Consider the following 24,191-nt stretch of genomic DNA (forward strand, 5'->3'; position numbering starts at 1 on the left):
CTACCTGGCCCGGCCGGACGCGGCGGCGGCGTGCGGTAGCTTGGAAGGACAAGCGGCCCGGCGCGGATGCCGGGCCCGGAAGGAGCAAAAATGTCCATCGTTGTCATCAACGCCCTGAAGGTTCCCGGCGAGGCCGGGCCCGAGCTCGAGGCGCGCTTCGCGGCCCGCAAGCACGCAGTGGACGGCTCCCCGGGATTCGAGGGATTCAAGCTGCTGCGCCCGGTCGCCGGGGAGGACCGCTACTTCGTTTACACGCAGTGGGCCACTCGCGGGGACTTCGAGAACTGGCGCGACAACCGTGCCGGCCACGACCACTCCGCCCAGGCGCCGGTGTCCAGCGGTGCGGAGCTGCTCGAGTTCGAGGTCGTCGACCTCGGCTAGCGCCGCCGTCGAACCCGGACGCCAGCCGGCCCCCGCAGCGGTTTCGCTGCGGGGGCCGAATCATGCCGGCGCCCGTCCGGGCTCTCGGTGACTCAGTACTTGTAGGACTGGCCGCCGTCGATCGGGATGACCGCGGCGTTGATGAAGCCGGCATCGCCGGAAAGCAGGAAGGCGACCAGCTGGCCGACCTCCTCGGGCTTGCCGAAGCGCTTCATCGGGTTGGGCTCGACGAACGCCTTGCCGACCTGCTCCCAGTTTTCGGGGTCGATCTGCTTGAGCGACCCCTCGACCATGGGGGTCATGATGGCCCCCGGGGCGATGGCGTTGATCTGGATGCCGTACTGGCCGTATTCGATGGCGGAGTTGCGGGTCAGGCCCACCACGCCATGCTTCGCCGCGGCATAGCCGGACTGGTTGCCCACGCCACGGATGCCGCCCACCGATGCGGTGTTCACCACTGCACCGGAGCCCTGCTCGCGCATGGCCTTCAGGACGTGCTTGAGCCCGTAGAAGACGCCGGTGAGGTTGATGCCGACGACCTTGCCGAACTCCTCCGAGCCGAAGTCCTCGGTGGGATTCTGCTTGCCTTCGATGCCGGCATTGTTGAAGAAACCGTCGATCGAGCCGAAACGCTTGAGCGTTTCGGAGACATAGTTCTGGACCTCGGACTCGTTGGCGACGTTTGCCGTCAGGGAGAGGATCTCCGTGTCCGGGGCAACGGCGCGGATCTCTTTTTCGGTTTCCTGCAGCCCTGCGGCGTTCAGGTCGACCAGGGCCAACTTGCCCTTTTCCTTGGCGACCTGGATGGCGGCCGCCCGGCCCAGGCCGGAACCGGCGCCGGTGATGATGACTGACTTTCCTTCGAACCTCTGCACTGTGGAATTCCTTTCCCTGGATGAAGCGGGGATAACCGCCTGCATACATGCAAACACATGCATTTGGGGGATTATTCCCTTGCGGCCTGCTGCAATGAGTGATTCGGGAATTCAAGGTGCGAGGCAGCCGGGTGCCGGGTGCAGTTCCCGCGTGTTCGCCACGGGAGCTGCACCCGGCCATCGGCCCGGTCGGATCGGAGGTTCCGGGGCGGGTCAGGCCTTCGCGACCTTGGACGCCCCGGCGTGGATCTGCGAGAAGAATGCGGCAAGCTCGTCGGTGGCATCCAGCGGGAGCACGTTGGCCACGTACTGGTCCGGGCGGACCACCACCATGACGCCGTCGCGCGAGAGCCCGCGCTCATCGAAGATGTCCGCGCCGGGGACCGTGCCGTAGACCTTCTCGTAGTCGGTGAGCTTGAAAGGGCCAACCTCGGGCTTGAAGACCGCGGGGACTGCGTTGATGTCGATGTCCTCGTGCTTCTGCTGGTAGATGACCTTCACATCGAACCAGGCGTCTTCGTCGAGTCCGGCGGGCGTTGCGGCCAGCGGCGAGTCCGGCGCGGTGGAGAGCCACTGGGCCAGCGATGCCACCGGGGAATCGGCCCCGGGGGCGGCGGGATCGGCGAAGACGTAGATGCGCCAGCGTCCGTCGGCCGTGGCGTGGTGGCCCAGCTGCATCGGGTTGGTGTCGCAGACGCGCGAGGCCATGGCCGACTTGAAGCGCTTGCCCAGCGGGAACCCGGCCGCCAGCTCCTGGTGCGTCGGTGCACCGGTGAGCATGGAGGGGGCGTATTCGGTCATGAACCCGGCCGGGAACTCGGCGGTGCGCACGTAGAAGTCCTCGAGGTCCGAGGGGTTCTCGAAGTCCTCGGGCTTCTTCGCCATCATCGTCGACCATTCCTTGTCGAAGTCGATGAGGTTCTTCGCGACGACCTGGCGTTCGGCCGAATACGTGGACAGCAGGGACTCGGGGCTGCGGCCCTCGAGCACGTGGGCGAGCTTCCAGCCGATGTTGAAGCCGTCCTGCATCGAGACGTTCATGCCCTGGCCGGCCTTGGCACTGTGCGTGTGGCAGGCGTCCCCGGTGATGAACACGCGCGGGTTGCGGGTGCCGAGCTGCTCGGGCAGCACGTCGTCGAAGCGGTCGGTGAGGCGGTGGCCGACCTCGTAGACGCTGCTCCAGGCGACGTTGCGCACGTCGACCGTGTAGGGGTGCAGGATCTGGTTGGCCTTGGCGATGATCTGCTCGATGGTGGTCTTGCGCACCGCGCCCTTGTCGTCCTCGGGCACGACGCCCAAATCGACGTACATGCGGAAGAGGTGCCCGCCCTCGCGCGGGATGTGCAGGATCGAGCCGCCGTCGTGGGACTGGATGGCGCACTTGAGGCGGATGTCGGGGAAGTCGGTGGATGCGACGACGTCCATGACTCCCCAGGCGTGGTTGGCCTGGTCGCCGGCCAGGGTGCAGCCGATCGAGGAGCGGACCTTGGAGCGGGCGCCATCGGCGCCGACGACGTACTTGGCGTGCACGATGCGCGTGGTGCCCTCATCCGGTGCGGCGCTGCGCACGAGCGTGACCTTGACCGGGTACTTGCCGGTCTCGGCGACCTCGAGCGTTTGGAAGTCCCAGCCGTAGTCGGGCACCAGGCGGGTGGGGGAGTTGTGGGCGACCTCGGCGAAGTAGTCGAGCACGCGGGCCTGGTTGACGATCAGGTGCGGGAACTCGCTGATGCCCACGGTGTCGTCCAGGGCGCGGCCGCCGCGGACGATGTTCTTGGGGTTCTCGGTGTCCGGGCGCCAGAACGCCATCTCGGTGATCCGGTAGGCCTCGGCGGTGATGGCCTCTGCGAAGCCGAAGGCCTGGAAGGTCTCGACGCTGCGGGCCTGGATGCCGTCGGCCTGGCCGATCTCCAGGCGTCCGCCGCGGCGTTCGACCAAGCGGGTGGTGATGTCCGGGAACTGGGCGAGCTGGGCGGCGGTGAGCATGCCCGCGGGTCCGGATCCGACGATGAGCACGTCGACTTCTTCGGGGAGTTCCTCCGGGCGGTTGATGCCGACTCCGGCTGCGGGCCTGATACGCGGGTCACCGGATACGTAACCGTGGTGGTGGAACTGCACGGGCTTTCCTCACTTTGCAGGTCTATGTCTGTTGGTCCTGGCATGTGTTCTATATTAGAACGATAGGTTCTATAGTCGAACACATGCTCGTGATGTAGAACTCTACGGCAAGGCGACGTGGCTCACAAGTGCGGGTGTCGGGCAACGCAAAAAACCCGCTCACCGTTAGGTGGGCGGGTCTCGCGGAACTCCAAATTTACTCCAAATCAAAATTTGGATTTGGAGTAAATTTGGAGTTCTTAGGAATTGGGGGCGAGCTTGGCTGCCAAGGATTCGGTAGCCCTCCAAATGAAGGCTCGCCCCTTGCGGTGCTTCACTAGGTAGCCACGTTTCGTCAGGGCATCAAGATCTGCTCTGGCAGTTTGGTCGGTGACCCGATATCTGTGGGCAAACGACAACGCTGAGATGGACTCTTCCTCTTGGCGCGCCAGCTTCTCCAATAGATCAGCCTGCCTGAAGTTCAGCTCGTCTCCTGCATCGGCAAGCGCGGCTCGCACGGCCGCTGATTCTTTGCCCTTAGCGTTCAGGTAGGAATCCAGGTCGTTGAGAGCGCGGACAAAAACATCGAGCTGATAGTGAATGAAGTAGGTGAGATCTCCCTCGTCATCTTCTGTGAGCAGGTAAGCGGCACCATATTTAGCGGGGGCTTTCTTGAGAATCCTCGAGATCGTCACATACTCGCTTAACCAATACCCTTCCCGGAGCATAGACCAGTAGAACAAGGTCCTGGCGCTGCGGCCGTTGCCGTCAGCAAAGTAGTGGTCAAAGCCCATCATGAAGTGAACGATGATTGCGCGTACCACGGGGGGGATGTAGGACGCTTCGCCGTCGCTGGCGTTCGCAAAATCGCACAATTGTGCAAGCCGTCGAGGTAGTTCTTCCGCGGGCGGCGGGGCATGAACCTCGGTTTCGTTGGCCCAAACGGAGACTCGTTGGTGATCCGGTGTTTCAAGCCTGCCGGCATCATTTGGATCGTCGAGGGTCCCCTCGGTCAGGATTCTATGGAGTTCCAACACGAAGTCCGGTGACAAGGGTGACTCCGAGGAATCCTTGACGTGCTGCATTGCGACATAGTTGTTGACGATCATCATCTCGGACTTGTCTTGGGGGTCGCGCCCGGAATCCAGGAGGTCCATAGCGACTTTTCGCGAGGTAGAGGCTCCTTCCAGTTGGCTTGAAGTCACGGCTTCTTCCACGAGTGACCGGACTATGTAGCTCTCACGGTTCTTGGCTCCAAGGATTTGGTCGCGGCTGGCAATGCTGGCGCCTGCGCGTCGGGCGATCTCTTCGCTGAGTCGAAGCAGTCGATCGGTCATCGAAAACCAAAAGCGTGTGCCGTCCTTGTTGAAAAGTTCAACTTGGCGACGTTGTTGATTCCGGCGCAATTTAAGGGAAAGCCACCATTCCTCATGGTTGAGTCTTGGGGGCGGCGTCTTGTAGCGCAGCTGGTCCCAGTGGAGGTAAGCGCTGTCGTCCACCGGTGTGAGAAGTAATTCGTTGAGTTTCTTGGGGTTCTTCTTGAGCGTTTCGTTGAGTAGATGTGTGACGTCGGGCGCTGGCATGGGAAGCTTCACGAAGGACCTTCTAACTCAAAGTCAAAGTAGATATTTGGATTTGGAGTAATTCTAGCCTGAGGATATCGGACTTAGGTGCTCCAACTCCAAATTTACTCCAAATCAAAATTTGGAGTTGGAGTAAATTTGGAGTTGGGAACAAAGGTCCTCCCCGATCGTGATGTCTTCGAAAACGGGCGTGTTCCAGGTAGTGGAAGAACTGTCCCTGAGGGGCCGACCGTTTGTTGTCAGTGGAGCTGGTCCCTTGCGCATGGACGGGGTTAATATTGGTCACCCCGAAGCCAAGCCAAGGAGTGTCCCATGGGCAAGGTGGTCATGTACGGCTCGGTGTCGGTGGACGGCTTCGTCGCGGACGAGAGCGGCGAGGTGAAGGTGTCGCAGGTTTCCTGCGACTACACCCGGCCGTACCGGGACCAGATCGGGGCGACAATCGTCGGCCGCCACGTCTTCGACATGACGGACGGCTGGGACGGGAAGCCTCCGGGCGGGGTCGATAACGTGGTCGTCGTGACGCACCGGCCTAGACCTGAGGGCTGGGACCCCGAGGCGCCGTTTCACTTCGTCGACGGCGTCGAGGCAGCCGTGGCCAAGGCGCAGGAGCTCGCGGGGGAGCGCATCGTCGAGGTCGCCGCGGGGCAACGTGATCATGCCCGATGAGGACCTCAACTGATGGTGAAGTTCCTTTGCTCAATCCAACGGGAGGAATCCGATGAACCAGAACGAGGCAAGGCCGAGCAACAACATGACCGGAATGATGCACCCCATGAGGAGCTTGGACGGCGAATCCACCTGGAATGACTGGTGCGGATCCGCGGGGTTGTAGGCCACCTCCAGCGCCGAACCCGGAACGGGAGCATTGGCGTAGGAAACCTCTGATTCCCCGGTGTAGGAGGCGCCCTCGGGGCCCACAAATTCGTAGGTTGGCCAATGGCGAATGTTCCGGGTGGTATTTCCAACACCGCTGGTCCAACCCTGCCTGCTGCCGGTGACTCGGCCCTGGGTCTTGGGCCAGCTGGCGATCAGCCGCTCCTGGTTTCTGGTTTTCTTCACGGAGTGGATCGTGGCCCACATTGCAGCAACCATGAACAGCGCCCAGATGATGTATAGAACAAGCTTCATGGGGGTCTCCCGAGGGTGGTGCACGAAAATCTTCTGTCGGTCAACCACGGGGCGCTGGCCCGTGGCGCTTAAGCTACTGCGGGGCGCCGGGAAGAATCCCCGACGCCCCGCAGTGTTAGCCGTGCTTAGCCGAAGTATTTCGGCAGCGTGGCCTCGTGGGCCTCGCTCAGCTCGTTCAGGTCCAGGTCGAACTGGCCCTGGACCTCCAGCGAGGTGCTCGCGGCGTCAACCACGCCGAGGCGAACCACCGGGAACCGGCGTGCCGTGGCCATGTCGTTGAAGCGGACCTCTTCGGAACGCGGAACCGCGACGACGGCGCGGGCCTGCGACTCGGAGAACAGTGCGGTGAAGGCGTCCACGCCGTCACGCTCGCACAGGTCATCCAGCGCCACGCGGGCTCCGACGCCGTAGCGCAGGGCCATCTCGCCGAGTGCAGCACCGAGGCCGCCCTCGGAGAGGTCGTGCGCCGAGTCGATCATGCCATCGCGCGAGGCGTTGATCAGGATCGCACCCAGGGTCTTCTCCGCTGCCAGGTCGACCTTCGGCGGCAGGCCGCCGAGGTGCCCGCGGATGTTCGCGAATTCCGAGCCGTCCAGCTCGTCGAAGGTGGTGCCCAGCAGGTAGATGGCCTGTCCGTCGGCATCCGCGCGCCAGCCCGAAGGGGTGCGGCGTGCGACGTCGTCGAACTTGCCCAGCATCGCCACGACCGGGGTCGGGTGGATCGGGGTTGCGCCGGTCTGGTTGTACAGGGACACGTTGCCGCCGGTGACCGGGACGCCGAGCTCCATGCAGGCATCCGAGAGGCCGCGGATGGCCTCGGCCAGCTGCCACATGACATCCGGGTCTTCGGGGGAGCCGAAGTTCAGGCAGTCGGAGACCGCCAGCGGTACGGCGCCGGAGGTGGCGACGTTGCGGTAGGACTCGGCCAGGGCCAGCTGCGCGCCGTGGTACGGATCCAGGAAGGTGTAGCGGCCGTTGGCGTCGGTGGCCAGGGCCACGCCCATGCCGGTTTCCTCGTCAACGCGGATCACGCCGGCGTCGTCCGGGGAGGCCAGCGCGGTGTTGCCGCCAACATAGCGGTCGTACTGGTTGGTGACCCAGGACTTGGAGCACATGTTCGGGCTGGACATCAGCTCAACCAACGCGGCCTTGAGTTCCTCGCCGGTGGCCGGCAGGTTCTTCCCGGCCTCGGAGGCCTTGAAGGTGTCGGCCTGCAGCTTGTCCTGCCATTGGGGGCGGGCGTACGGGCGGTCGTAGAGCGGTCCGTCGTGCGCCACGGTGCGCGGGTCGACATCGACGATGACCTCGCCGTCCCACTTGATGACCAGGCGGTTGGTGTCGGTCACCTCGCCCAGCCAGGAGTATTCCACGGCCCACTTGTCCATGACTGCCTCGAAGGCTTCCACGTTCTCCGGGGAGACCACGGCCATCATGCGTTCCTGCGACTCGGACATCAGGATTTCTCCCGGGGTCAGCGAGGGATCGCGCAGCAGCACACTGGTCAGCTCGATGTCCATGCCGCCGTCGCCGTTGGAGGCCAGTTCCGAGGTGGCGCAGGAGATGCCCGCGGCGCCGAGGTCCTGGATGCCCTCCACGAGGGATCCCTTGAACAGCTCGAGGCAGCACTCGATGAGCACCTTCTCGGCGAACGGGTCGCCCACCTGGACGGCCGGGCGCTTGGACGGCTTGGTGTCGTCGAAGGACTCGGAGGAGAGGATCGAGGCGCCGCCGATGCCGTCGCCGCCGGTGCGTGCACCGAAGAGCACGACCTTGTTGCCCAGGCCCGAGGCGTTGGCCAGGCGGATGTCCTCGTGGCGCATGATGCCGACCGCGAGGGCGTTGACCAGTGGGTTGCCCTGGTAGACGGAGTCGAAGACGACCTCGCCGCCGATGTTCGGCAGGCCCAGCGAGTTGCCGTAGCCGCCGATGCCGGCGACGGCACCGTGGATCACGCGTGCGGTGTCCGGGTGGTCGATCGCGCCGAAGCGCAACGGGTCCATCACGGCGACCGGGCGGGCGCCCATGGAGATGATGTCGCGCACGATGCCGCCGATGCCGGTTGCGGCACCCTGGTACGGCTCGATCATCGTGGGGGAGTTGTGCGACTCGATCTTGAAGGTCACGGCCCAGCCGTCGCCCAGGTTGGTCACGCCGGCGTTTTCACCGATGCCAACGAGCATGTCCTTCTTCATTTCCTCGGTGACCTTGTCGCCGAACTGGCGCAGGTGGTTCTTGGAGGACTTGTAGGAGCAGTGCTCGGACCACATGACCGAGTACATGGCGAGCTCGGCGGCGGTCGGGCGGCGGCCCAGGACCTTGACGACCTCTTCGAATTCGTTCTGCTTCAGGCCAAGCTCGGCCCACGGAAGTTCGGTGTCAGGGGTGGCCGCGGCGTTGGCCACGGTGTCCATGTTGAACTTCTTAGCTTCTGCGGTCTGCTCTGCGGCGCTCACTTCTGGCCTCCAACAAGGTGGGTCAGGACGGAGGTGAAGAATCCAAGTCCGTCGGTTCCGGTGTGGTCGGGGCCGAATCCGGCCTCCACTGCGTGCTCCGGGTGCGGCATGAGGCCGACCACGTTGCCCGCGGCATTGGTGATTCCCGCGATGTTGCGGCGGGACCCGTTGGGGTTCCATCCGACATAGCTGAAGGCCACGCGGCCCTCGGCCTCGAGGGCGTCGAGGGTCTTCTCGTCGGCGACGTACTGGCCGTCCTGGTTCTTCAGCACGATGGTGATTTCCTCACCCAAGCCGTACTGGTTGGTCCAGGCGGTGGTGTTGTTTTCCACGCGCAGGACCTGGTCGCGGCAGAGGAACTTCAGGTGGTCGTTCTTCACCATGGAGCCCGGCAACAGGTGCGATTCGGTCAGGATCTGGAAGCCGTTGCAAATGCCCAGAACGGGCAGCTTGGCATCGGAGTTCGCGGCGTCGATGATGTTGCTCATCATCGGTGCGAAGCGGGCGATGGCACCGGCGCGCAGGTAGTCCCCGTAGGAGAAGCCACCCGGGATGACGACGGCGTCGACATTCTGCAGGTCGTGGTCGGCGTGCCACAGGGACACGGCCTCGGCCCCGGTCAACCGGATGGCACGAGCGGCGTCGCGGTCATCGAGGGTTCCGGGGAAGGTGATGACGCCGATGCGGGCGCCGTTCAGCTCGGGGACGGGCGTCGAGTAGTCGCCGATCAAGGGAAGTTCGGTTGCGCTCATTAGTCTGCGACAACCTCGACGTTGACAACGTCTTCGATGACCGGGTTCGAGAGCAGGGTCTCGGCCGCGGTGCGGGCCTGGGCCAGGATTTCCTCGGTGACCTCGCCCTCAACGGTCAGTTCAAAGCGCTTGCCCTGGCGGACCTGGCTGAAAGCGGTGAAGCCGAGGCGGGGAAGTGCGCCAACGATGGCCTTGCCCTGCGGGTCAAGGATTTCGGGCTTGGGCATAACATCAACAACGATCCGGGGCATCCGGGTTCTCCTGTGCGCGAGGGGTGGTTAATCGCCCGCGGACGTGCCGTCTCACGCCAAGGGTGGGGGCGCTCCGCGAGCTTGCCTGCTAAGTCTACCGGCACGGGGTAGCTTGACGGATTTCGTGTCTGCCTTTCGACGTTTTGTTGGCGGGGCGATAAGGCGGTATTTCGAGCTTCCTGCTGCCCTTAAGCTGGTTCAATGGAAAAAGACTCGCGATGCCCCTGCAATTCCGGGGAATCCTACGAATCCTGCTGTGGCCGATATCACCAGGGATTCAACGATCCCGACACCCCTGCCTGGCCCGGAACCGCTGTCGCGTTGATGCGCTCGCGCTTCAGCGCCTTCGCACTGGGCCTGCCGGAATTCCTGTTGGCCACCTGGCACCCCGACACCCGCCCAGCCGAGCTGGAACTCGATGAAGCCATTGTCTGGCAGGACCTCGACATCATCCGCACCGAGGCCGGCGGCCCCTTCGACAGCAACGGAATCGTCGAGTTCGAAGCCCACTACCGCCTGCTCAACCAGTCCAATTCCCAGCACGAGGTCAGCGACTTTGTGCGCGAGGGCGGCCGCTGGTACTACCTCGACGGCGAGGACTAGGGCGAGCGAGGGGCCCGGATACATCACCCACGAGAACCGCTACTCGCACCATCTACTCCAACCATGGCGCGAGTAGTGACAGTTGTTGAAGTTGAAGCCGGTGGTGTTCGTCAGGCCCCGGCCATCACGGTTTCGATTGACACGTGCTCCCGGCCCAGGGCCTCGGCCACCGGCCCAAAGACCACCGATCCGGCGTGCGCCATCAGGCCGTTGGCCAGGCCGGCATCCTCGGCCATGGCCTGCTTCCAGCCCTTGTTCGCGATGCGCAGGGCGTAGGGCAGGGTGGCGTTGGTCAGCGCGGCGGTAGAAGTTTGCGGGACGGCGCCGGGCATGTTGGTCACGCAGTAGTAGAGGGCGTCGTGCACCTTGTAGGTCGGGGCCGCGTGGGTCGTGGGGTGCGAGCCCTCGAAGCAGCCGCCCTGGTCGATGGCGATGTCCACCAGCACCGAGCCCGGACGCATCTTCTCGACCATCTCCAGGGTGACAAGCTTCGGGGCCGCGGCGCCCGGGATCAGCACCGAGCCGATGACCAGGTCCGCCGCGGCGACCTCACGGGCGATCGCAAGCTTCGAGGACGCCAGCGTCTTGATCCGGCCGCGGTAATCGGTGTCGATCTCCTTCAGGCGCGTCAGGTTCACGTCGACGATCGTGACATCCGCGCCGAGCCCCGCGGAGGCAGCCGCCGCGTTTTCGCCGGCGACGCCGCCGCCGATCACCACGACCTTGGCCGGCCGGGTCCCGGGGACGCCTCCCATCAGGATCCCGGATCCGCCCGAGGGCTCCTGCAGGGTAAAGGCGCCGATTTGTGCGGCCAGGCGTCCGGCGACCTCGCTCATCGGGGCCAGCAGCGGCAGGGCGGCGCCGCGGCGCACGGTCTCGTAGGCGATTGCGGTGGTGCCCGCCGTCAGGATTGCGTCGGTGCATTCCGGGGAGGCAGCCAGATGCAGGTAGGTGAACAGGACCTGGTCGGCACGCAGCAAGGAGTACTCGGGCTCCGTGGGTTCCTTGACCTTGAGCACCATGTCCCCTGCCGCCCACGTGGCCTCGGCATCGGCGGCGATCCGCGCCCCGGCCTCGAGGTAGTGGGCGTCCTCGATGCCCGAGCCGATCCCGGCACCGGCCTGGACAACGACCTGGTGACCGTGCGCCACGAACTCCGAAACTCCGGCCGGGGTGATGGCCACACGCAATTCGTTGTTCTTGGTTTCCTGGGGCACGGCAATGATCATGGGGAATTGCTCCTGAGGTCGGTGGCGGCCCCATCCGGGGCGATTGAATTGAGTCTAGGCGGCGGGTGGCGGAAAGGCCCGGAATCACTGGTATATGTCAGGGCGCTGGTGTTGCGGATCGGTCGATGATCCGTTGCAGTTCGGCTTCCCATGCCGATGCCGTTGCCCACATGCCGGGGAGCCACGAATAATTCCGGTCCGGCCGCGGTTGTCCATGGAGAGCAATACAGCCGAGAAGCGAAAGCAGGAGACGCAATGGGTGATCGCACGATGAAGGCCATGGCATATGCGAGCTACGGGGGCGTGGAGAAGCTGGAGCAGCTCGAGCTTCCGTTGCCGAAGGTGGGTCCCGGAACGGTGCGGATCAAGGTCAAGGCGGCCGGGGTGAACCCGGTGGACTGGAAGGTCATGGCCGGATACCTCGACCCCATCATGGAGGTGGATTTCCCGGCGGTTCCCGGCTGGGACGTGTCCGGGGTGGTGGACGCCGTCGGCTTCGACACCCCCGAGTTCACCATCGGCGACGAGGTCCACGCCTACGGGCGGCGCGACACCGTGGGCATCGGCTCCTTCGCCGAGTACATCACCCTGCCCGCCGGCGCCGTGGCGCACAAGCCGAAGCAGCTCTCCTTCGAGGAGGCGGCGGCGCTACCACTGACCGGCGGGACCGCGCTGCGCACCATCGACGCACTGGAGCTGGTCCCCGGGCAGACCCTGCTGATCCACAACGGCGCCGGGGGAGTGGGCCAGGCAGCCATCCAGATCGCCAAGGCGGCCGGCGCCCGCGTGCTGGCCACCGCCTCGGAGAAGAACCACGGACTGCTCGCCTCCCTGGGTGCCGAGCCGCTGACCTATGGTGCCCGGCTTGTCGAAGCGGTGCGCGCGCTGGCTCCCGAGGGTGTCGACGCCGTGGCGGACTTCCACGGCGACGCGCTCGAGGACACCCTGGCGGTGCTCAAGGACTCGGGGAAGCACGCCTCGATCGCCGACGGGACCGTGGGCGAACACGGAGGGCGCTATATCTGGGTGCGCCCCGACGGGCGCGAGCTAGCGCGGCTCGACTCGCTGGTCGAGGCAGGCAAGCTCTCCGTGCACGTGGTCGCCAGCTATCCGATGGAAGAAGCCGCGGCAGCCTTCACACAGAGCATGGGCGGGCATGCCGGAGGCAAGATCGTGCTGACCGGCTTCACCGACTGAATAGCTGGATCTGAAGGAAACCTTTTTGATCTTGGACCGGTGAAGACATGTGGGTTCGGACCAGCGCCCATAGCTGTCATTAATGCAATTGGGCAGCTGACACAGCGTCTTCGGCCGGCGGTTGCCCGATATCTGGCATCTGGTGGGTTCAGGTGTTCCTTGAGGACTAGGCCGTTTCCAGTCCAAATTCGGGATGCCACAGTCGGACAAAGCCGTTGCGAAGAGGTTCGTTCAAGTGAAAGTTGCTGTTCTGGAATTCGGCGTCGTTCAGCTCAAGGGATAGTTTCTCAAGCACCTTGTCTACGGTTGAACGGCGTCTTGTGATCATCCCGCTGAACTGTCGAATTGGCTGCCCATAGATTTGTTCGCCTGACTCTCTCATGAAGGAAATAGGTTCACCCAGGACCTTGGCCGGAGAACGGAAGGACTTGCCGTTGTGAAAAATAACGATGTCCCCGGTCTCATAGCCAGGGTCTAGTTCAGTTAGCTGCACCGTCGAATCGATGTAGAGCGTCTCCACTGCAACATAGGCATCGGTCGAGCCGAGAACGAATTCTTCTTCGTCTTTGGTGAGATCGCCGTCCCATTCAACTCGGCACAAATAGAACTTTTCGTTATTGTCACCAAACAACCCATTGCGTTCTGGCGGGCTTGTTACGCCTGTGATTTTGGGTCGGTCCGGGTTTGAATCGAAGATCCGCTTGAATTCGGGCAGTTCCTCGTGAAGAACTTGAGCAGAATGCTTTCCAAGAAGGGTGTCCACGAAGTCCCGCACTTGATGTCTCATCTTGACGGTCGAACTGACCATGAAGGCCTCTTGGCAACGAATTGACGAGTTCTCTGACGCGTTAGCTGATCCGACGATGGTGTGAGTGTCAGTGGTTATGACTTTTGCGTGAAGCGCATGGGCATTATGGACTTCCACCCCTGCGCCCATGAATTCTTCAAGGACGTAGGGGTTGGTCGCACCCGACCTGAGGCTCCGTTCTGATGCGTTCACAATCAGGACATCGCCTGTCTTCAGAGGCAGAAGCCTGGGTGCTTCTTTGCCCACGTATGCGATTGCCGCCTGTATCTGACCAGTCGAGCCAGCAACAAGTTCGGTGATTTCGCCCCAGACGGAGCCCCCATGAAATTCAAGTGTCATGGGTTCATAAGACCACAATTCGTCCACGCAGCATCTTGCAAAACACCACGCTTTTGACCAAGTTCCATTCCTTACGCGCCTAGTGGTCGAGCGTGACGGTGCGCAAATCCAGCCGGCGCAGCACCCGGTCCACGAGCTCCGGGTCGTTGCCCGGCTCGTTGCGGGCCTTGAGCATCTCCGAACGCGCCGCATCCAGGGCCTCGCGCTGCACGGTGTCCATGGCAGCCAGGATCTGCTTGATCCGCAGCATCTTCTCCGGATCTTCCTCCAGGTCCGCGGCCAGGATGGTGTGCAGCGAGGACATGCGCCGGGCCAGCGCCTCGCGGCGCTTCTGCGGCAGGGCGGCGGCACTGGGCGAACGCTTCATGGTCTCGAGCGCAACCTTCTCGGCCCGGCGGGCAAGCTTGCGCTCGGTCTTTTCCTCGGCCGCGTGGTCGTTGGGCAGCTTCAGCGCGCGCATCAGTGCCGGCAGCGTCAGCCCGGGAACCACCAGGGTGGTCACCAGCACCGCGGCGGCCGTGGCCACCACGAAGTTGCGTCCCTCCAACGGTTCCCCGTTGGCCAGCGTCGTGGGCAGCGCGAGCGCCAGCGCCAAGGTCGCCAGACCGCGCATCCCGCACCAGGACAGCACCAGGACCTCCTTGAGCGAGCCGGGGGTGCGGTTGCGCCGCTCGGTCCCGCCCAGCTTGAGCATCGCATACATCCACAGGAACCTGACGGCGACGACCGCGAAACAGATCGCCGCGATGCCGGGAATGAAGGTGAGCAGGTTCGCACCCTCGTGCTCGATGACGTAACGCATCTCCACGCCCACCAGGCCAAAGGCGACGCCGGTGGTCAACAGCTCCACCACGTCCCAGAACGCGTGGCGGGTCAGGCGCTCCTCCGAGTCCTGGGGGCGGGCCCTGCGGCCCAGCTCGAGCGCGGTGACCACCACCGCGACCACTCCGGAAAGGTGCAGTTCCTCGGCCAGCAGGTACACCGCGTACGGAGCCACCAGCGTCGAGGCCGAACGCGCCACCAGGTTGGGCACGAACCGGTTCAGCGCCCCGATGGCCCAGGCCATGGCCAGGCCCAACGCCACCGCGCCCGCCGCACCGACCAGGAAGCGCGGGACCACGTCCCAGCCCACGTCCCCGCCGCTCAGCGCCGCGGTGACCGCCGCCTGGAAGATCACGATGGCCATCGCGTCGTTGAACAGGCCCTCGGTCTGCAGCACCGTGAGCAGCTTGCGGCGCATCTTCACCTTGCCGGCGACGGACTCGACGGCCACCGGATCCGGCGGGGCGACGATGGCGCCCAGCGCGATCGCGACGGGCAGCGCCATCGAGGGGACCATGAGCCAGGCGACACCGGCCACGGCCGCGGTGGTCGCGATGACCAGCAGCACGGCCAGCAGCACCAGCGAGCGCCAGCGCAGCCGGAACGTCGACCAAGAGCTGCGCTGGGCCGCGGCGTAGAGCAGCGGCGGCAGGAAGAGTGGAAGAATCAGCTCGGGGTTGATGTGGATCTCGGGGATGAACGGCAGGAACGCCGCGGCCGCTGAAAAGACCAGCATCAGGATGGGGTAGGGCAGGCGGATGCGTTCGCCGACCCCGACCACCAGCACCGTCCCGAACAGCAGGCCTACGAGCAACAGCAGGAATTCCATGGGCGTGCTTCTTCCTTTTCGGGTTTCCCCAGCTTTTCACACCCGCATGTCGGGAATGTTAAGCGGCGCCCGTGTGCGGGCACGCAAAAGCGGGGGCCGATGCTTCGGCCCCCGCTTTTGCGTGCGTGTGGTGGTGCTGTGTTTCCTAGCCGATGCCGATGGCGCCGATGAGCACGCCCGTGGCGAGCATGACCAACGACACGACCAGTGCGCGCCAGAGGACCTTCTTGTGGTGGTCGCCTAGGTCCACGCGGGACATCGAGACCAACAGCAGGATCGCGGGTACCAGCGGGGACTGCATGTGCACCGGCTGGCCGGTGATCGAGGCGCGGGCCATGTCCACGGCGGGGATGCCGTAGTGGGCGCCGGCCTCGGTGAGCACCGGCAGGATGCCGAAGTAGAACGCGTCGTTGCTCATGAAGAACGTGGCGGGGATCGAGATGATGCCGGTGAGGATGGCCAGGTACGGGCCCATCGAGGTCGGGATGACGTCGACCAGCCAGGCGCTCATGGCATCGACCATGCCGGTGCCCGAGAGCACGCCGGTGAGCACCGCGGCGGCAAGCACCATGGAGACCACCGCGATGACCTCGGAGGAGTGCGAGGCGATCATCTTGGCCTGGTCGGAGATGCGCGGGAAGTTCACCAGCAGGGCCACGGCGGTGCCGATCATGAACAGGTAGGACAGCGGCAGCACGTCGGCGATCAGCAGCACGAAGATCGCCACGGTCATCGAGAGGTTGAAGATGAACAGTTTCGGGCGCAGGGTTTCGCGGGTCGGGTCCAGGACCGTGCCGTTCATGGTGGGTGCCTCCGTGCCATCACCACGTGCAGCAACCTTTTCCAGCAGGGCGATGCCGCGGCCGCCGGTAGGGGTCTTGGTGTTGCCGGTTCCGCCGGTTCCGCCGGTCATGACCGAACCCGGGCCCCAGCGCAGCGGGTCTTCGCGCCGCAGCCGGTTGCGCTCGGTGACGCCCATGGCCCAGGCGAAGGCGAAGACGACGACCAGGCCGACGGCCAGCGCCGGGATCATCGGGACGAACACCGCGGAGGCATCCACGTGCAGTGCGGCGGCGGCGCGGGCGGTCGGCCCGCCCCAGGGGACGATGTTCAGCGTGCCGTTGGTCAAACCGGCGACACAGGTCAGCACGACCGGGCTCATGCCCAGGCGCTGGTAGATCGGCAGCAGCGCCGCGGTGACCACGATGAAGGTGGTGGAGCCGTCGCCGTCCAGGGAAATCAGGCCGGTGAGCAGCGCGGTGCCCATGACGACCTTGGCCGGGTCGTTGCCGACCAGCTTCAGGATGCCGTCGACCAGCTTGTCGAAGAGCCCCACGTCAATCATGATGCCGAAGTACATGATGGCGAACATCAGCAGGGCGGCGGTTCCGGACATGGACTTCACGGCGTCCATGACCATGTCGCCGAGGCCCAGGCCGGCGCCGGCGAACAGGCCGAAGACGGTCGGGACGATGATCAGCGCCAGCAACGGGGTCATGCGCTTGGTCATGATGAGCGCCATGAACGTGGCGACCATCAGGAACCCGAGTGCTACCAGCATGGGGGTCTCCTTCGAGGGTGGTGCGTGTAAACGCAAATGATGGGAGTCGGCGTCGCGGAAGGGAATCTGGCACCGGTCCGTGCGCCGTGACACATAACGCTACGTGGTGCGCATCACGGCGGTGTGGTTGTGCCCACAAACCCCGCTTCTTCCCCTAAATCCTTTTTTGCTCATAAAGCCCACCCGAGGTCCTAGACTGGATTCCATGCCCCAAAAGCCAAAGCCCGGGCGCGGTTTCGCCGCCCGCATCATGACCCTGCAGTTCGTTGTGGTGGGGTTGATGATCCTTGCCGCCGCGGCCGGCGCCATGTGGGTGACCGTCGAACGCGTCAACGAGCAGGCACAGGAACGGGCGCTGGCCATTGCGCGCACGCTGGCAGCCGACCCGGAGATCCGGGCGCAGGTCAAGCGCTATGCCGAGGCCGGGTCGCTCGACGCCGCGGCGCTGCGCACCGGCTACGTGCAGGCATCGGCCGAGGCCGTGCGGACGCGCACCGGCGCGTTCTTCGTCGTGGTCACCGAAGACCGCGGGATCCGGCTGGCGCACCCGACCCCCTCGCTGCTGGGCCAGAAGGTCTCCACCGATCCCGCCGCGCTGTCCGGGCACGAGTCGGTCTCCCGCGAGCACGGGACCCTGGGCGAGTCGGTGCGCGCCAAGGTGCCGGTTTTCGCCCCGCAGGGCGACACCGTCGTCGGGGAGGTCAGTGTCGGGGTCGGGGTCCAGGAACTGGCCGCCCGGCTGCGCACCGCCGGCGCCTGGGTGCTCGGGCTGGGCTTGGGGGCCCTGGCGCTTTCCGCGGCCTCGACCCGCTGGCTGGTGCGCCGGCTCAAGGCCCAGACCCTCGGGCTGGAACCTGCCGAAATGGCGCAGCTGCTGCGGGACCGCGACGCGGTGCTCTACGGCGTGGCCGACGGGGTCATCGGCATCGGCCCCGACGGCCGGGTCTCGGTGCGCAACAAGGCCGCACGGATCATGCTGGGGCTGCCGCACCGCCACGAATCCGCCGACATCATCGGACTGCCCTACACCGACGCGCGGCTGCCCGCGCCGCTGGTTGCCGCCATCGCCTCCTGCGACGGGGCCACGCTGCGCCTGGAAACCGAGCACGCCGCACTGGTCGCCACCGTGCACCCGGTGACCCGCGACGGACAGGACCTGGGCCAGGTGGTGCTGCTGCGCGACGTGACCACCATCGAGACCCTGGGCTCGCGGCTGGACGCGGTGGAGACCATGGCCTCGGCCCTGCGCGCCCAGCGGCACGAATTCGCCAACCGGCTGCACACGATCTCCGGGCTGCTGCACCACGGGGACGTGGCCGAAGCCCGGGCGTATCTCGGCGAGGTCATCGAATCGGGGCCGGTGCGCGAGCCGGTGCAGAACCTCGCGGCCATCGAAGACACCTACCTGCGCGCCTTCCTCGGGGCCAAGGGCGTCCAGGCGTACGAACGCGGTGTGGTGCTGCGCGTGGGGGATGCCAGCGCGCTCTACGGCCGGCTGGGCGACGCGCAGGATGCCACCGCGGTGCTGGGGAACCTGATCGACAATGCACTGCGCGCCGCGGTCGAGGGCCCGGCGCCGCGCTGGGTCGAGGTCGACCTGCTTTCCGAGGGGACCACGCTGCACCTGGCCGTCGCCGACTCCGGGGACGGGGTCGAGCCAGGGCTCGATGTCTTCGCCGAGGGGGTCAGCACCGGCGCGCTGCCCGATGCCCCCGAGCACGGCCAGGGCGTCGGGCTGCCGCTGGTCCGCCGGCTGGCCCGCACCCGCGGCGGCGAGGTCTGGATCGCGGACCCCGGCGGGCCCGGAAACGCCGAGAATGCGCACTCCGGGGCCGTCTTTGCCGCACGCCTGCCCGGGGTGCTGTCCACCGAGAACGGAACAACCGAAGGGAAGAACGCCCGATGAGCGAGAACACCGACTACAAGGTCCTGGTCGTCGACGACGACTTCCGGGTCGCCGCCCTGCACGCCGGCTACGTTGACGAGGTCCCGGGCTTCCGCGCCCTGGCCCCGGTGCACGACGCCCGGATGGTGCCGCGCGCCGTGGCCGAGGGGCAGCCGGACCTGCTCTTGCTGGATGTGTACCTGCCGCAGGGTTCCGGGCTGGACCTGCTGGCGACCCTGGACGTGGACGCTTTCGTGCTCTCGGCGGCCACCGAGGTCGACGCGGTGCGCACCGCCATCAGGCGCGGAGCGCTGGGCTACCTGGTCAAGCCCTTCGATCCCAAGGTGTTCGCCTCCCGGCTGCGCGGCTACGCCCGCTACCGCAGGCTCTTGGATGGCGCCGCGGCGCTGGACCAGCAGGGCATCGACCGGGCGCAACGCGCGCTGCTTTCGGGCGAGGAGTCGGCCGGTGCCGCGGCCACCCCCACCGAGCAGGCGGTGCTGGCGGCCGTTGCCGCGGCGGGGGAGCCGGCCACCGTCATGCACGTGGTCACCGCCGTGGGGATTTCCCGGGCCACCGCGCAGCGCTACCTGGCCAACCTGGTGCAGGCCGGATCGCTGCGCCTGGAACTTGCCTACGGCAGCCGGGGCCGGCCCGAGCACCGCTACCTCGTGCAGGACTGAGCCCGCGAAGCCCTGTTCGGTGCCGGGGTCATTGCAGGGCGGGCTGGTCCACCAACAGCGGCTGGGCCGCGTGCCAGTCGGCGATCCCGCAGCCGTCGCGCAGGTCGAAGCGGCGGTTCACCGCGCGCCCGTCCATCGTCCCGTTCACCACGGCCACCGCCGGTCCGCCGTATTGCATGGTGCACGCAACGTTGGCGCCGCGACGGGGGCCGGTGAGCAGCTTCGGTTCCTTGGCCACCAGGGCGCAGGCCCGTGCCGCGTCCGGATGTTGGCTTTCAGGCAGCGGGCCGGACCCCCGGCACAGCAGGCGGTAGTGCGCGCTCTCCACGGAGCCGTCGGCCCGGATAGAGACCTGCAGGTCGGTGGTCGGAGGGCCCGTGCCGGGCGAAGCGGAAGATGCCGGCCCGGTGGCGGATTCGAACGGCATGGTCCCGCCGCCGGTGGATCCGGCACACCCGGAAAGCAGCAGCGCGGCGCCGGCGAACAGGGCCGCCGCCAAGAGGGAAGACCTGGACCGCATGGCCGAACCCTCCCGTCTGGTGCCGGAACCGGTGGCTCCCGGCCTATCTCAAGTCTGTGGCACCGGAAGCGATTGGGCAACGGCCAGCAGCCGCCCGCGCAGGACCTGGGCACGGTCGGCGAACTCCTTTTGCAGGCGCACGTACTCGGCCTTGCCCGCGGGCGTTTCGATGCGGATCGGCTCCTGCCCCCAGGCCGCCAGGTCGTACGGCGAGGCCTGCATGTCCATGGTGCGGATGTCCCAGGCGAGCTCGAAGCAGTCCATGACCAGGTCGGTGGGAACGGCCGGGGTGAGCTTGTAGGCCCACTTGTACAGGTCCATGTTGGCGTGCAGGCAGCCGGGCTGTTCCAGGTCCCGCTGGGTCTCGCGGGTCGGCTGCAACTCGTTGAGCGGCACGGCCTCGGGGGTGTAGAACCTGAAGGCATCGAAGTGTGTGCAGCGGATCTTGTGTTCCTCCACCACCGCGTCGGTCCCCGCGGAGCCCAGCCGCAGCGGCAGGTATTCGTGGCGGATGCCGTTGTCCGCCGACTTGTAGGCCATGGCCCATTCGTGCAGCCCGAAGCAGGCGAAGTTCCCCGGGCGCGATGCCGTGCCGGCCAGGATGATGGCGGCGAAGCGGATCGCCTCGGCGCGGGCGTCGGCGAATGCCGCCAGGTCCACCGTGTAGCCGCGCTCGCCGGATTCCGGGTGGATCGCCTCTTGGTAGAACTTCCAATCCGCTCGTTCTCGGGCTTTATCCCCGGCCAGGACCACACCGGGTCCCGGATGCCAGCGGTAGAGCTGCCCGGGCTTCTGCGTGTAGTAGGTGAAGAGGAAATCCTCGACCGGATGCTTCTGCCGCTTCATCCGGCGCTCGGTGAACGGCTCGCCAAAGCGTTTGGCGCGCGCCTGGTGGGCGGCGGCCGCGGGCAGCCACTGCTCTTGAGGCAGCCAGGTCGGGGTGGAGGGAAGCATTCAACCATTGTCTCGCGCCGGGGCCGGGAAGCAGCAATTTCTGCGGCTTGGATGCCCATTCCCGGTCCGATTGTCAAGCCCTCCGCGCGGTTCTGGGGATAACCAAAAACCGATGCTGACATGCACTCTTGTATCCGAACGGTCGCATTCCGGGTCTTCATTTTGCCGGTCTTGCGGCGTAGAATGGAGATATGTTCGATGAATACCACAAAGGGGATTCGGAAGACGAACCTCAAGGCGAAATCAGTGCGCCGGCGGGTCCAACGCCCCCGGCACCTTCCGCCCTGCCGGCACCGGGACGGAGCCACGAGGACGACATGGCGTTCCTGAGGTTTGTGCGAGACGGCCTGGCGGCCCTGGACTCGGGAGGCACCGCAAGGGAACACCACGAGAAGATCGGCATGGTCGAGGAGATCAAGGGCGCCGCGGCCGGCGCACAGGCCATGTCGGCGACCCTCATGGAGGCCGACGTGGTGGCCCTCAGGACCGAGGCCGGGGTGCGGGGAAACAACCCGGCCTACGGGGTCGGGTCGCAAATCGCGTTGGCCCGCCGGGAATCCCCGGACCAGGGCCGGGCCTTCCTCGGTTTCGCGGACCGCCTGATCGCCGACCTGCCCTTCACCCTCATCGCCCTGCTGCGCGGAAAGGTCAGCGAATCCCAGGCGCGGGCTATTGACCGGGAAACCCAGCACCTCCCCGCGGCGCAGCGCGAGGAAATCGATGCCGCCTTGCTGCGCAATCCGGAAGGGCTGAAGGGGCTATGCCCGCGCGCGCTGGTGGACAGGGTCCGCAAGTTCGCCTTCGAATACGACAGCTCCGATTCGCTGGGAAGACTGGAAGAGGCTAGGGCCGGGCGCTACGCGGCCGCGTTCCCGACCCGCGACGGCATGATGCAGCTGGCCGGGCTGCTGCCCGTCGACGACGGACTGGCCGTGCACCAGGCCCTGGACGAGGCGGCCCGGGAGATCAGGGCGGCCGGGGACCCCCGCACCCTGGCCCAGATCCGGGCGGACGTGCTGGTGGACCGGGTCACCGGGAGGAAGCCGGCCGAGGGCGTGAAGGTCGTCCTCCACCTGGTCATGAACGACCGCACCCTCTTTCAGGGCTCCAGCGAACCCGCCCACCTGATCGGCTATGGCACCGTCCCTTCCACCTGGGCCAGGATGGTGGTCGCCGGGCGGGACCCCCAGGACAGGGAACGCTACCGGGGGCTGGTGTCCCTCAAGAGGATCTACACCCACCCGGACACCGGGGCGCTGGTGGCCATGGACTCCAGGTCCCGCCAGTTCCCCACAGCCCTCAAGGACCTGATCAGCATCCGCGACAGGTACTGCCGCACCCCCTGGTGCAACGCACCCATCAAGCATTTCGACCACGTGGTCCAACACAGCCGCGGCGGCCCGACTAGCGAGGCCAATTCGGCCGGCAGGTGTGCAAGTTGCAACCAGACCAAGGAACAATCCGGCTGGGAAGAGCGCGTCGTGGACAGCGGTGGGCGGCACACCATCGAGATCACCACCCCGATCGGGGCGACCTACACCTCCACCGCACCGCCGCTGCCCGGCACCCCCTGCTGACGCCGGGGTCCGCACCGCACACGCGCCATGCCGGGCCCCCGCACGCCCGCCAACGAAAACGGTCCGTGGCGCCGGAGCACGCGATGACGCGTGCCTCGGCGCCACGGACCGCGTGGCGTTTGAAAGCGACCGGGAATTAGCGGCCGGTACCGCCGTAGACGGTTGCTTCGTCCTCGGCATCAAGATCGAAAGCGGCGTGGATCGCACGTACCGCGTCGTCGAGCTTGTTGGCGTCGGTGACAATCGAAATGCGGATTTCGGAGGTGGAAATCATGTCCACGTTCACGCCGGCCTGGTGCAGCGCCTCGAAGAAGGTGAAGGAGACGCCCGGGTTCGAGCGCATGCCCGCACCGATAAGCGAGAGCTTGCCGACGTTCTCGTTGTAGGAGATGGCTTCGAAGCCGATCTCCTCCTGCGCGGAACGCAAGGCTTCCTGGACATGCTTTCCATCGACCATTGGCAGGGTGAAGGAAATGTCCGTGCGACCCGAGCCGGAGGTGGAGATGTTCTGGACGATCATGTCGATGTTGGCGTGGGCGCCGGCAATGACGCGGAAGATCTGCGCGGCCTTGCCCGGGATGTCGGGAACGCCGACAATGGTGACCTTGGCTTCGGAACGGTCGTGGGCTACACCGGAAATGATGGGCTGTTCCAAGGGTTCTCCCTCTTGAATCTTGATCTGGTCATCGGGGCTGGGCAGGACCCAGGTTCCCTCATTGGTGCTGAAAGAGGAGCGCACATGCAGCGGGACCCCGAATCGGCGCGCGTATTCAACGCAGCGCAGGTGCAGGATCTTGGCGCCCGAGGCGGCCATCTCGAGCATTTCCTCGCTGGAAATGGTGTCGATCTTGCGGGCCGCCGGAACCACGCGCGGGTCGGCGGTGTAGATGCCGTCGACATCGGTGTAGATCTCGCACACGTCGGCGCCGAGCGCGGCAGCCAGGGCCACCGCAGTGGTGTCCGAACCGCCGCGGCCCATCGTGGTGATGTCGTTGGATTCCTTGCTCATGCCCTGGAACCCGGCAACGATCGCGACGTAGCCGCGGTCGATGGCGCGACGCACGCGCTGCGGGGAAACCTCGATCACGCGGGCCTTGCCGTGGATGGAATCGGTCATCATGCCGGCCTGCGAGCCGGTGAAGGACGCGGCCTTGGCACCCAGTCCGTCGATGGCCATGGCCAGCAATGCCATGGAGATGCGTTCGCCGGCGGACAGCAGCATGTCCATCTCGCGGGCGGGAGCCTCTTCGGTCAGTTGGCCGGCAAGATCGAGCAGCTCATCGGTGGTGTCGCCCATGGCGGAAACCACCACGACGACTTCGTGGCCGGCGGACTTGGTGTCAATAATCCGACGGGCAACGCGTTTGATGCCTTCGGCATCCGACACGGATGATCCGCCGAATTTTTGGACAATCAGGCTCATGCGTCAGCACACTCCATGGGACGGGAAATAGGTGGACTTCAATCGGCGCAGCCGTGGCCGGCACCGCTTCCATATTAGCCATTGTGATGCACCGGAGCTCCAATGCATGACCGTTCTTGGTCATAAAGCGGGGTTTGGCTGGTCTATTTGCTCGATTGGATATCGCGCAGGTCACCTCGCGTGAAGGAGTGCGGCGAATTGGGGGCCCGAAGAACGCTATTTGGTAACGGAATGGATA

The 24,191-nt window shown here is 65.7% G+C and carries 20 protein-coding genes and 1 pseudogene; 7 read left to right on the forward strand and 14 right to left on the reverse strand.

Translation table 11 applies throughout. The features are described from left to right. The first annotated feature begins 90 nt into the window (after positions 1–90). Entirely contained in the window at positions 91–381 is a 291-nt protein-coding gene (locus tag FPY90_RS15620) for an antibiotic biosynthesis monooxygenase family protein (RefSeq protein ID WP_071214690.1), read from the forward strand. Positions 382–473: 92 nt separating this feature from the next. On the opposite strand, the gene FPY90_RS15625 is transcribed toward FPY90_RS15620, so the two are convergent. From FPY90_RS15625 to FPY90_RS15635, 3 genes are all read right to left on the reverse strand, one after another. Further along, positions 474–1,256, reverse strand: coding sequence for an SDR family oxidoreductase (locus FPY90_RS15625; RefSeq protein WP_071214691.1), 783 nt, complete (start codon positions 1,254–1,256; stop codon positions 474–476). Between the two features lie 213 nt (positions 1,257–1,469). Next, entirely contained in the window at positions 1,470–3,374 is a 1,905-nt protein-coding gene (locus tag FPY90_RS15630) for an FAD-binding monooxygenase (protein WP_498681974.1), read from the reverse strand. Between the two features lie 239 nt (positions 3,375–3,613). After that, on the reverse strand, positions 3,614–4,948 hold the full coding sequence (locus tag FPY90_RS15635; RefSeq protein WP_498681976.1) for a Fic family protein: 1,335 nt from the start codon (positions 4,946–4,948) through the stop codon (positions 3,614–3,616). A 300-nt stretch (positions 4,949–5,248) separates the two neighbouring features. On the opposite strand from FPY90_RS15635, the pseudogene FPY90_RS15640 reads away from it, so the two are divergent. Further along, positions 5,249–5,584, forward strand: a pseudogene (locus FPY90_RS15640) (dihydrofolate reductase family protein); the annotation flags it as partial. Between the two features lie 51 nt (positions 5,585–5,635). On the opposite strand, the gene FPY90_RS15645 reads toward FPY90_RS15640, so the two are convergent. The 4 genes from FPY90_RS15645 to purS all read right to left on the reverse strand — a co-directional run bounded on the left by FPY90_RS15645 (position 5,636) and on the right by purS (position 9,523). Next, positions 5,636–6,067, reverse strand: a complete 432-nt coding sequence (locus tag FPY90_RS15645; RefSeq protein ID WP_498681978.1) for a DUF3592 domain-containing protein — start codon at positions 6,065–6,067, stop codon at positions 5,636–5,638. A 125-nt stretch (positions 6,068–6,192) separates the two neighbouring features. Continuing rightward, positions 6,193–8,478: a phosphoribosylformylglycinamidine synthase subunit PurL gene (gene purL / locus FPY90_RS15650; RefSeq protein WP_071214889.1), complete on the reverse strand. Its 2,286-nt coding sequence runs from the start codon at positions 8,476–8,478 to the stop codon at positions 6,193–6,195. 38 nt (positions 8,479–8,516) lie between these two features. Next, the gene (gene purQ, locus FPY90_RS15655) at positions 8,517–9,272 is read right to left on the reverse strand and encodes a phosphoribosylformylglycinamidine synthase subunit PurQ (protein ID WP_498681980.1); all 756 of its coding nucleotides are present in this window, start codon (positions 9,270–9,272) and stop codon (positions 8,517–8,519) included. Beyond that, positions 9,272–9,523 carry a phosphoribosylformylglycinamidine synthase subunit PurS gene (gene purS / locus FPY90_RS15660; protein WP_071214694.1) on the reverse strand — a complete coding sequence of 84 codons (252 nt, stop codon included), beginning with the start codon at positions 9,521–9,523 and terminating at the stop codon, positions 9,272–9,274. The genes purQ and purS overlap by 1 nt, the downstream gene beginning before the upstream one ends. 201 nt (positions 9,524–9,724) lie before the next feature. Between purS and FPY90_RS15665 the strand changes: the two genes are divergently transcribed. Continuing rightward, complete coding sequence (locus tag FPY90_RS15665; RefSeq protein WP_498681982.1) at positions 9,725–10,126, forward strand: YchJ family protein; 402 nt, start codon at positions 9,725–9,727, stop codon at positions 10,124–10,126. A 110-nt stretch (positions 10,127–10,236) separates the two neighbouring features. On the opposite strand, the gene ald is transcribed toward FPY90_RS15665, so the two are convergent. After that, a complete protein-coding gene (gene ald, locus FPY90_RS15670) occupies positions 10,237–11,355 on the reverse strand; it encodes an alanine dehydrogenase (RefSeq protein WP_498681984.1) in 1,119 nt (372 codons plus the stop codon). 255 nt (positions 11,356–11,610) lie between these two features. Here ald and FPY90_RS15675 point away from each other — a divergent pair, with 255 nt between their 5' ends. Next, a complete protein-coding gene (locus tag FPY90_RS15675; protein WP_498681987.1) occupies positions 11,611–12,552 on the forward strand; it encodes an NADP-dependent oxidoreductase in 942 nt (313 codons plus the stop codon). A gap of 166 nt (positions 12,553–12,718) precedes the next feature. Here FPY90_RS15675 and FPY90_RS15680 read toward each other — a convergent pair whose 3' ends face one another. The 3 genes from FPY90_RS15680 to FPY90_RS15690 all read right to left on the reverse strand — a co-directional run bounded on the left by FPY90_RS15680 (position 12,719) and on the right by FPY90_RS15690 (position 16,911). Further along, positions 12,719–13,699 (reverse strand): phospholipase D-like domain-containing protein, encoded by a 981-nt coding sequence (locus FPY90_RS15680; RefSeq protein WP_498681990.1) that lies wholly within the window; start codon positions 13,697–13,699, stop codon positions 12,719–12,721. Positions 13,700–13,778: 79 nt separating this feature from the next. Next, positions 13,779–15,350, reverse strand: coding sequence for a Na+/H+ antiporter (locus FPY90_RS15685; RefSeq protein ID WP_498681993.1), 1,572 nt, complete (start codon positions 15,348–15,350; stop codon positions 13,779–13,781). A 145-nt stretch (positions 15,351–15,495) separates the two neighbouring features. After that, positions 15,496–16,911 carry a CitMHS family transporter gene (locus FPY90_RS15690; protein WP_498681996.1) on the reverse strand — a complete coding sequence of 472 codons (1,416 nt, stop codon included), beginning with the start codon at positions 16,909–16,911 and terminating at the stop codon, positions 15,496–15,498. A gap of 205 nt (positions 16,912–17,116) precedes the next feature. Between FPY90_RS15690 and FPY90_RS15695 the strand changes: the two genes are divergently transcribed. Together FPY90_RS15695 and FPY90_RS15700 are read left to right on the forward strand one after the other, a co-directional pair. Beyond that, positions 17,117–18,817, forward strand: coding sequence for a sensor histidine kinase (locus tag FPY90_RS15695; protein ID WP_498681998.1), 1,701 nt, complete (start codon positions 17,117–17,119; stop codon positions 18,815–18,817). Beyond that, entirely contained in the window at positions 18,814–19,479 is a 666-nt protein-coding gene (locus FPY90_RS15700) for a response regulator (RefSeq protein ID WP_498681999.1), read from the forward strand. The genes FPY90_RS15695 and FPY90_RS15700 overlap by 4 nt, the downstream gene beginning before the upstream one ends. Before the next feature lie 28 nt (positions 19,480–19,507). On the opposite strand, the gene FPY90_RS15705 is transcribed toward FPY90_RS15700, so the two are convergent. Both FPY90_RS15705 and FPY90_RS15710 read right to left on the reverse strand, forming a co-directional pair. Further along, a complete protein-coding gene (locus FPY90_RS15705) occupies positions 19,508–19,999 on the reverse strand; it encodes a hypothetical protein (protein WP_498682002.1) in 492 nt (163 codons plus the stop codon). A gap of 48 nt (positions 20,000–20,047) precedes the next feature. Further along, on the reverse strand, positions 20,048–20,953 hold the full coding sequence (locus FPY90_RS15710) for a 3-methyladenine DNA glycosylase (RefSeq protein WP_498682004.1): 906 nt from the start codon (positions 20,951–20,953) through the stop codon (positions 20,048–20,050). A 317-nt stretch (positions 20,954–21,270) separates the two neighbouring features. Between FPY90_RS15710 and FPY90_RS15715 the strand changes: the two genes are divergently transcribed. Next, a complete protein-coding gene (locus tag FPY90_RS15715; protein ID WP_498682006.1) occupies positions 21,271–22,530 on the forward strand; it encodes an HNH endonuclease in 1,260 nt (419 codons plus the stop codon). Positions 22,531–22,666: 136 nt separating this feature from the next. Here the strand turns inward: FPY90_RS15715 and FPY90_RS15720 are convergent, their stop codons facing one another. After that, positions 22,667–23,953 carry an aspartate kinase gene (locus FPY90_RS15720; protein WP_071214704.1) on the reverse strand — a complete coding sequence of 429 codons (1,287 nt, stop codon included), beginning with the start codon at positions 23,951–23,953 and terminating at the stop codon, positions 22,667–22,669. Between the last annotated feature and the right edge of the window lie 238 nt (positions 23,954–24,191).

Origin of the sequence: Arthrobacter sp. C2 (assembly GCA_024207135.1) — a bacterium.
In the GTDB taxonomy this organism is placed as follows: domain Bacteria; phylum Actinomycetota; class Actinomycetes; order Actinomycetales; family Micrococcaceae; genus Paeniglutamicibacter.

Excerpts from the sequence above, each read along its gene's own strand:
- FPY90_RS15620 (WP_071214690.1), top strand. The coding sequence starts at position 91 with ATGTCCATCGTTGTCATCAACGCCCTGAAGGTTCCCGGCGAGGCCGGG.
- FPY90_RS15645 (WP_498681978.1), bottom strand. The coding sequence starts at position 6,067 with ATGAAGCTTGTTCTATACATCATCTGGGCGCTGTTCATGGTTGCTGCA.
- purL (WP_071214889.1), bottom strand. The coding sequence starts at position 8,478 with ATGGACACCGTGGCCAACGCCGCGGCCACCCCTGACACCGAACTTCCG.
- purQ (WP_498681980.1), bottom strand. The coding sequence starts at position 9,272 with ATGAGCGCAACCGAACTTCCCTTGATCGGCGACTACTCGACGCCCGTC.
- purS (WP_071214694.1), bottom strand. The coding sequence starts at position 9,523 with ATGCCCCGGATCGTTGTTGATGTTATGCCCAAGCCCGAAATCCTTGAC.
- FPY90_RS15665 (WP_498681982.1), top strand. The coding sequence starts at position 9,725 with ATGGAAAAAGACTCGCGATGCCCCTGCAATTCCGGGGAATCCTACGAA.
- ald (WP_498681984.1), bottom strand. The coding sequence starts at position 11,355 with ATGATCATTGCCGTGCCCCAGGAAACCAAGAACAACGAATTGCGTGTG.
- FPY90_RS15675 (WP_498681987.1), top strand. The coding sequence starts at position 11,611 with ATGGGTGATCGCACGATGAAGGCCATGGCATATGCGAGCTACGGGGGC.
- FPY90_RS15680 (WP_498681990.1), bottom strand. The coding sequence starts at position 13,699 with ATGACACTTGAATTTCATGGGGGCTCCGTCTGGGGCGAAATCACCGAA.
- FPY90_RS15685 (WP_498681993.1), bottom strand. The coding sequence starts at position 15,350 with ATGGAATTCCTGCTGTTGCTCGTAGGCCTGCTGTTCGGGACGGTGCTG.
- FPY90_RS15690 (WP_498681996.1), bottom strand. The coding sequence starts at position 16,911 with ATGCTGGTAGCACTCGGGTTCCTGATGGTCGCCACGTTCATGGCGCTC.
- FPY90_RS15695 (WP_498681998.1), top strand. The coding sequence starts at position 17,117 with ATGCCCCAAAAGCCAAAGCCCGGGCGCGGTTTCGCCGCCCGCATCATG.
- FPY90_RS15700 (WP_498681999.1), top strand. The coding sequence starts at position 18,814 with ATGAGCGAGAACACCGACTACAAGGTCCTGGTCGTCGACGACGACTTC.
- FPY90_RS15705 (WP_498682002.1), bottom strand. The coding sequence starts at position 19,999 with ATGCGGTCCAGGTCTTCCCTCTTGGCGGCGGCCCTGTTCGCCGGCGCC.
- FPY90_RS15710 (WP_498682004.1), bottom strand. The coding sequence starts at position 20,953 with ATGCTTCCCTCCACCCCGACCTGGCTGCCTCAAGAGCAGTGGCTGCCC.
- FPY90_RS15715 (WP_498682006.1), top strand. The coding sequence starts at position 21,271 with ATGGCGTTCCTGAGGTTTGTGCGAGACGGCCTGGCGGCCCTGGACTCG.
- FPY90_RS15720 (WP_071214704.1), bottom strand. The coding sequence starts at position 23,953 with ATGAGCCTGATTGTCCAAAAATTCGGCGGATCATCCGTGTCGGATGCC.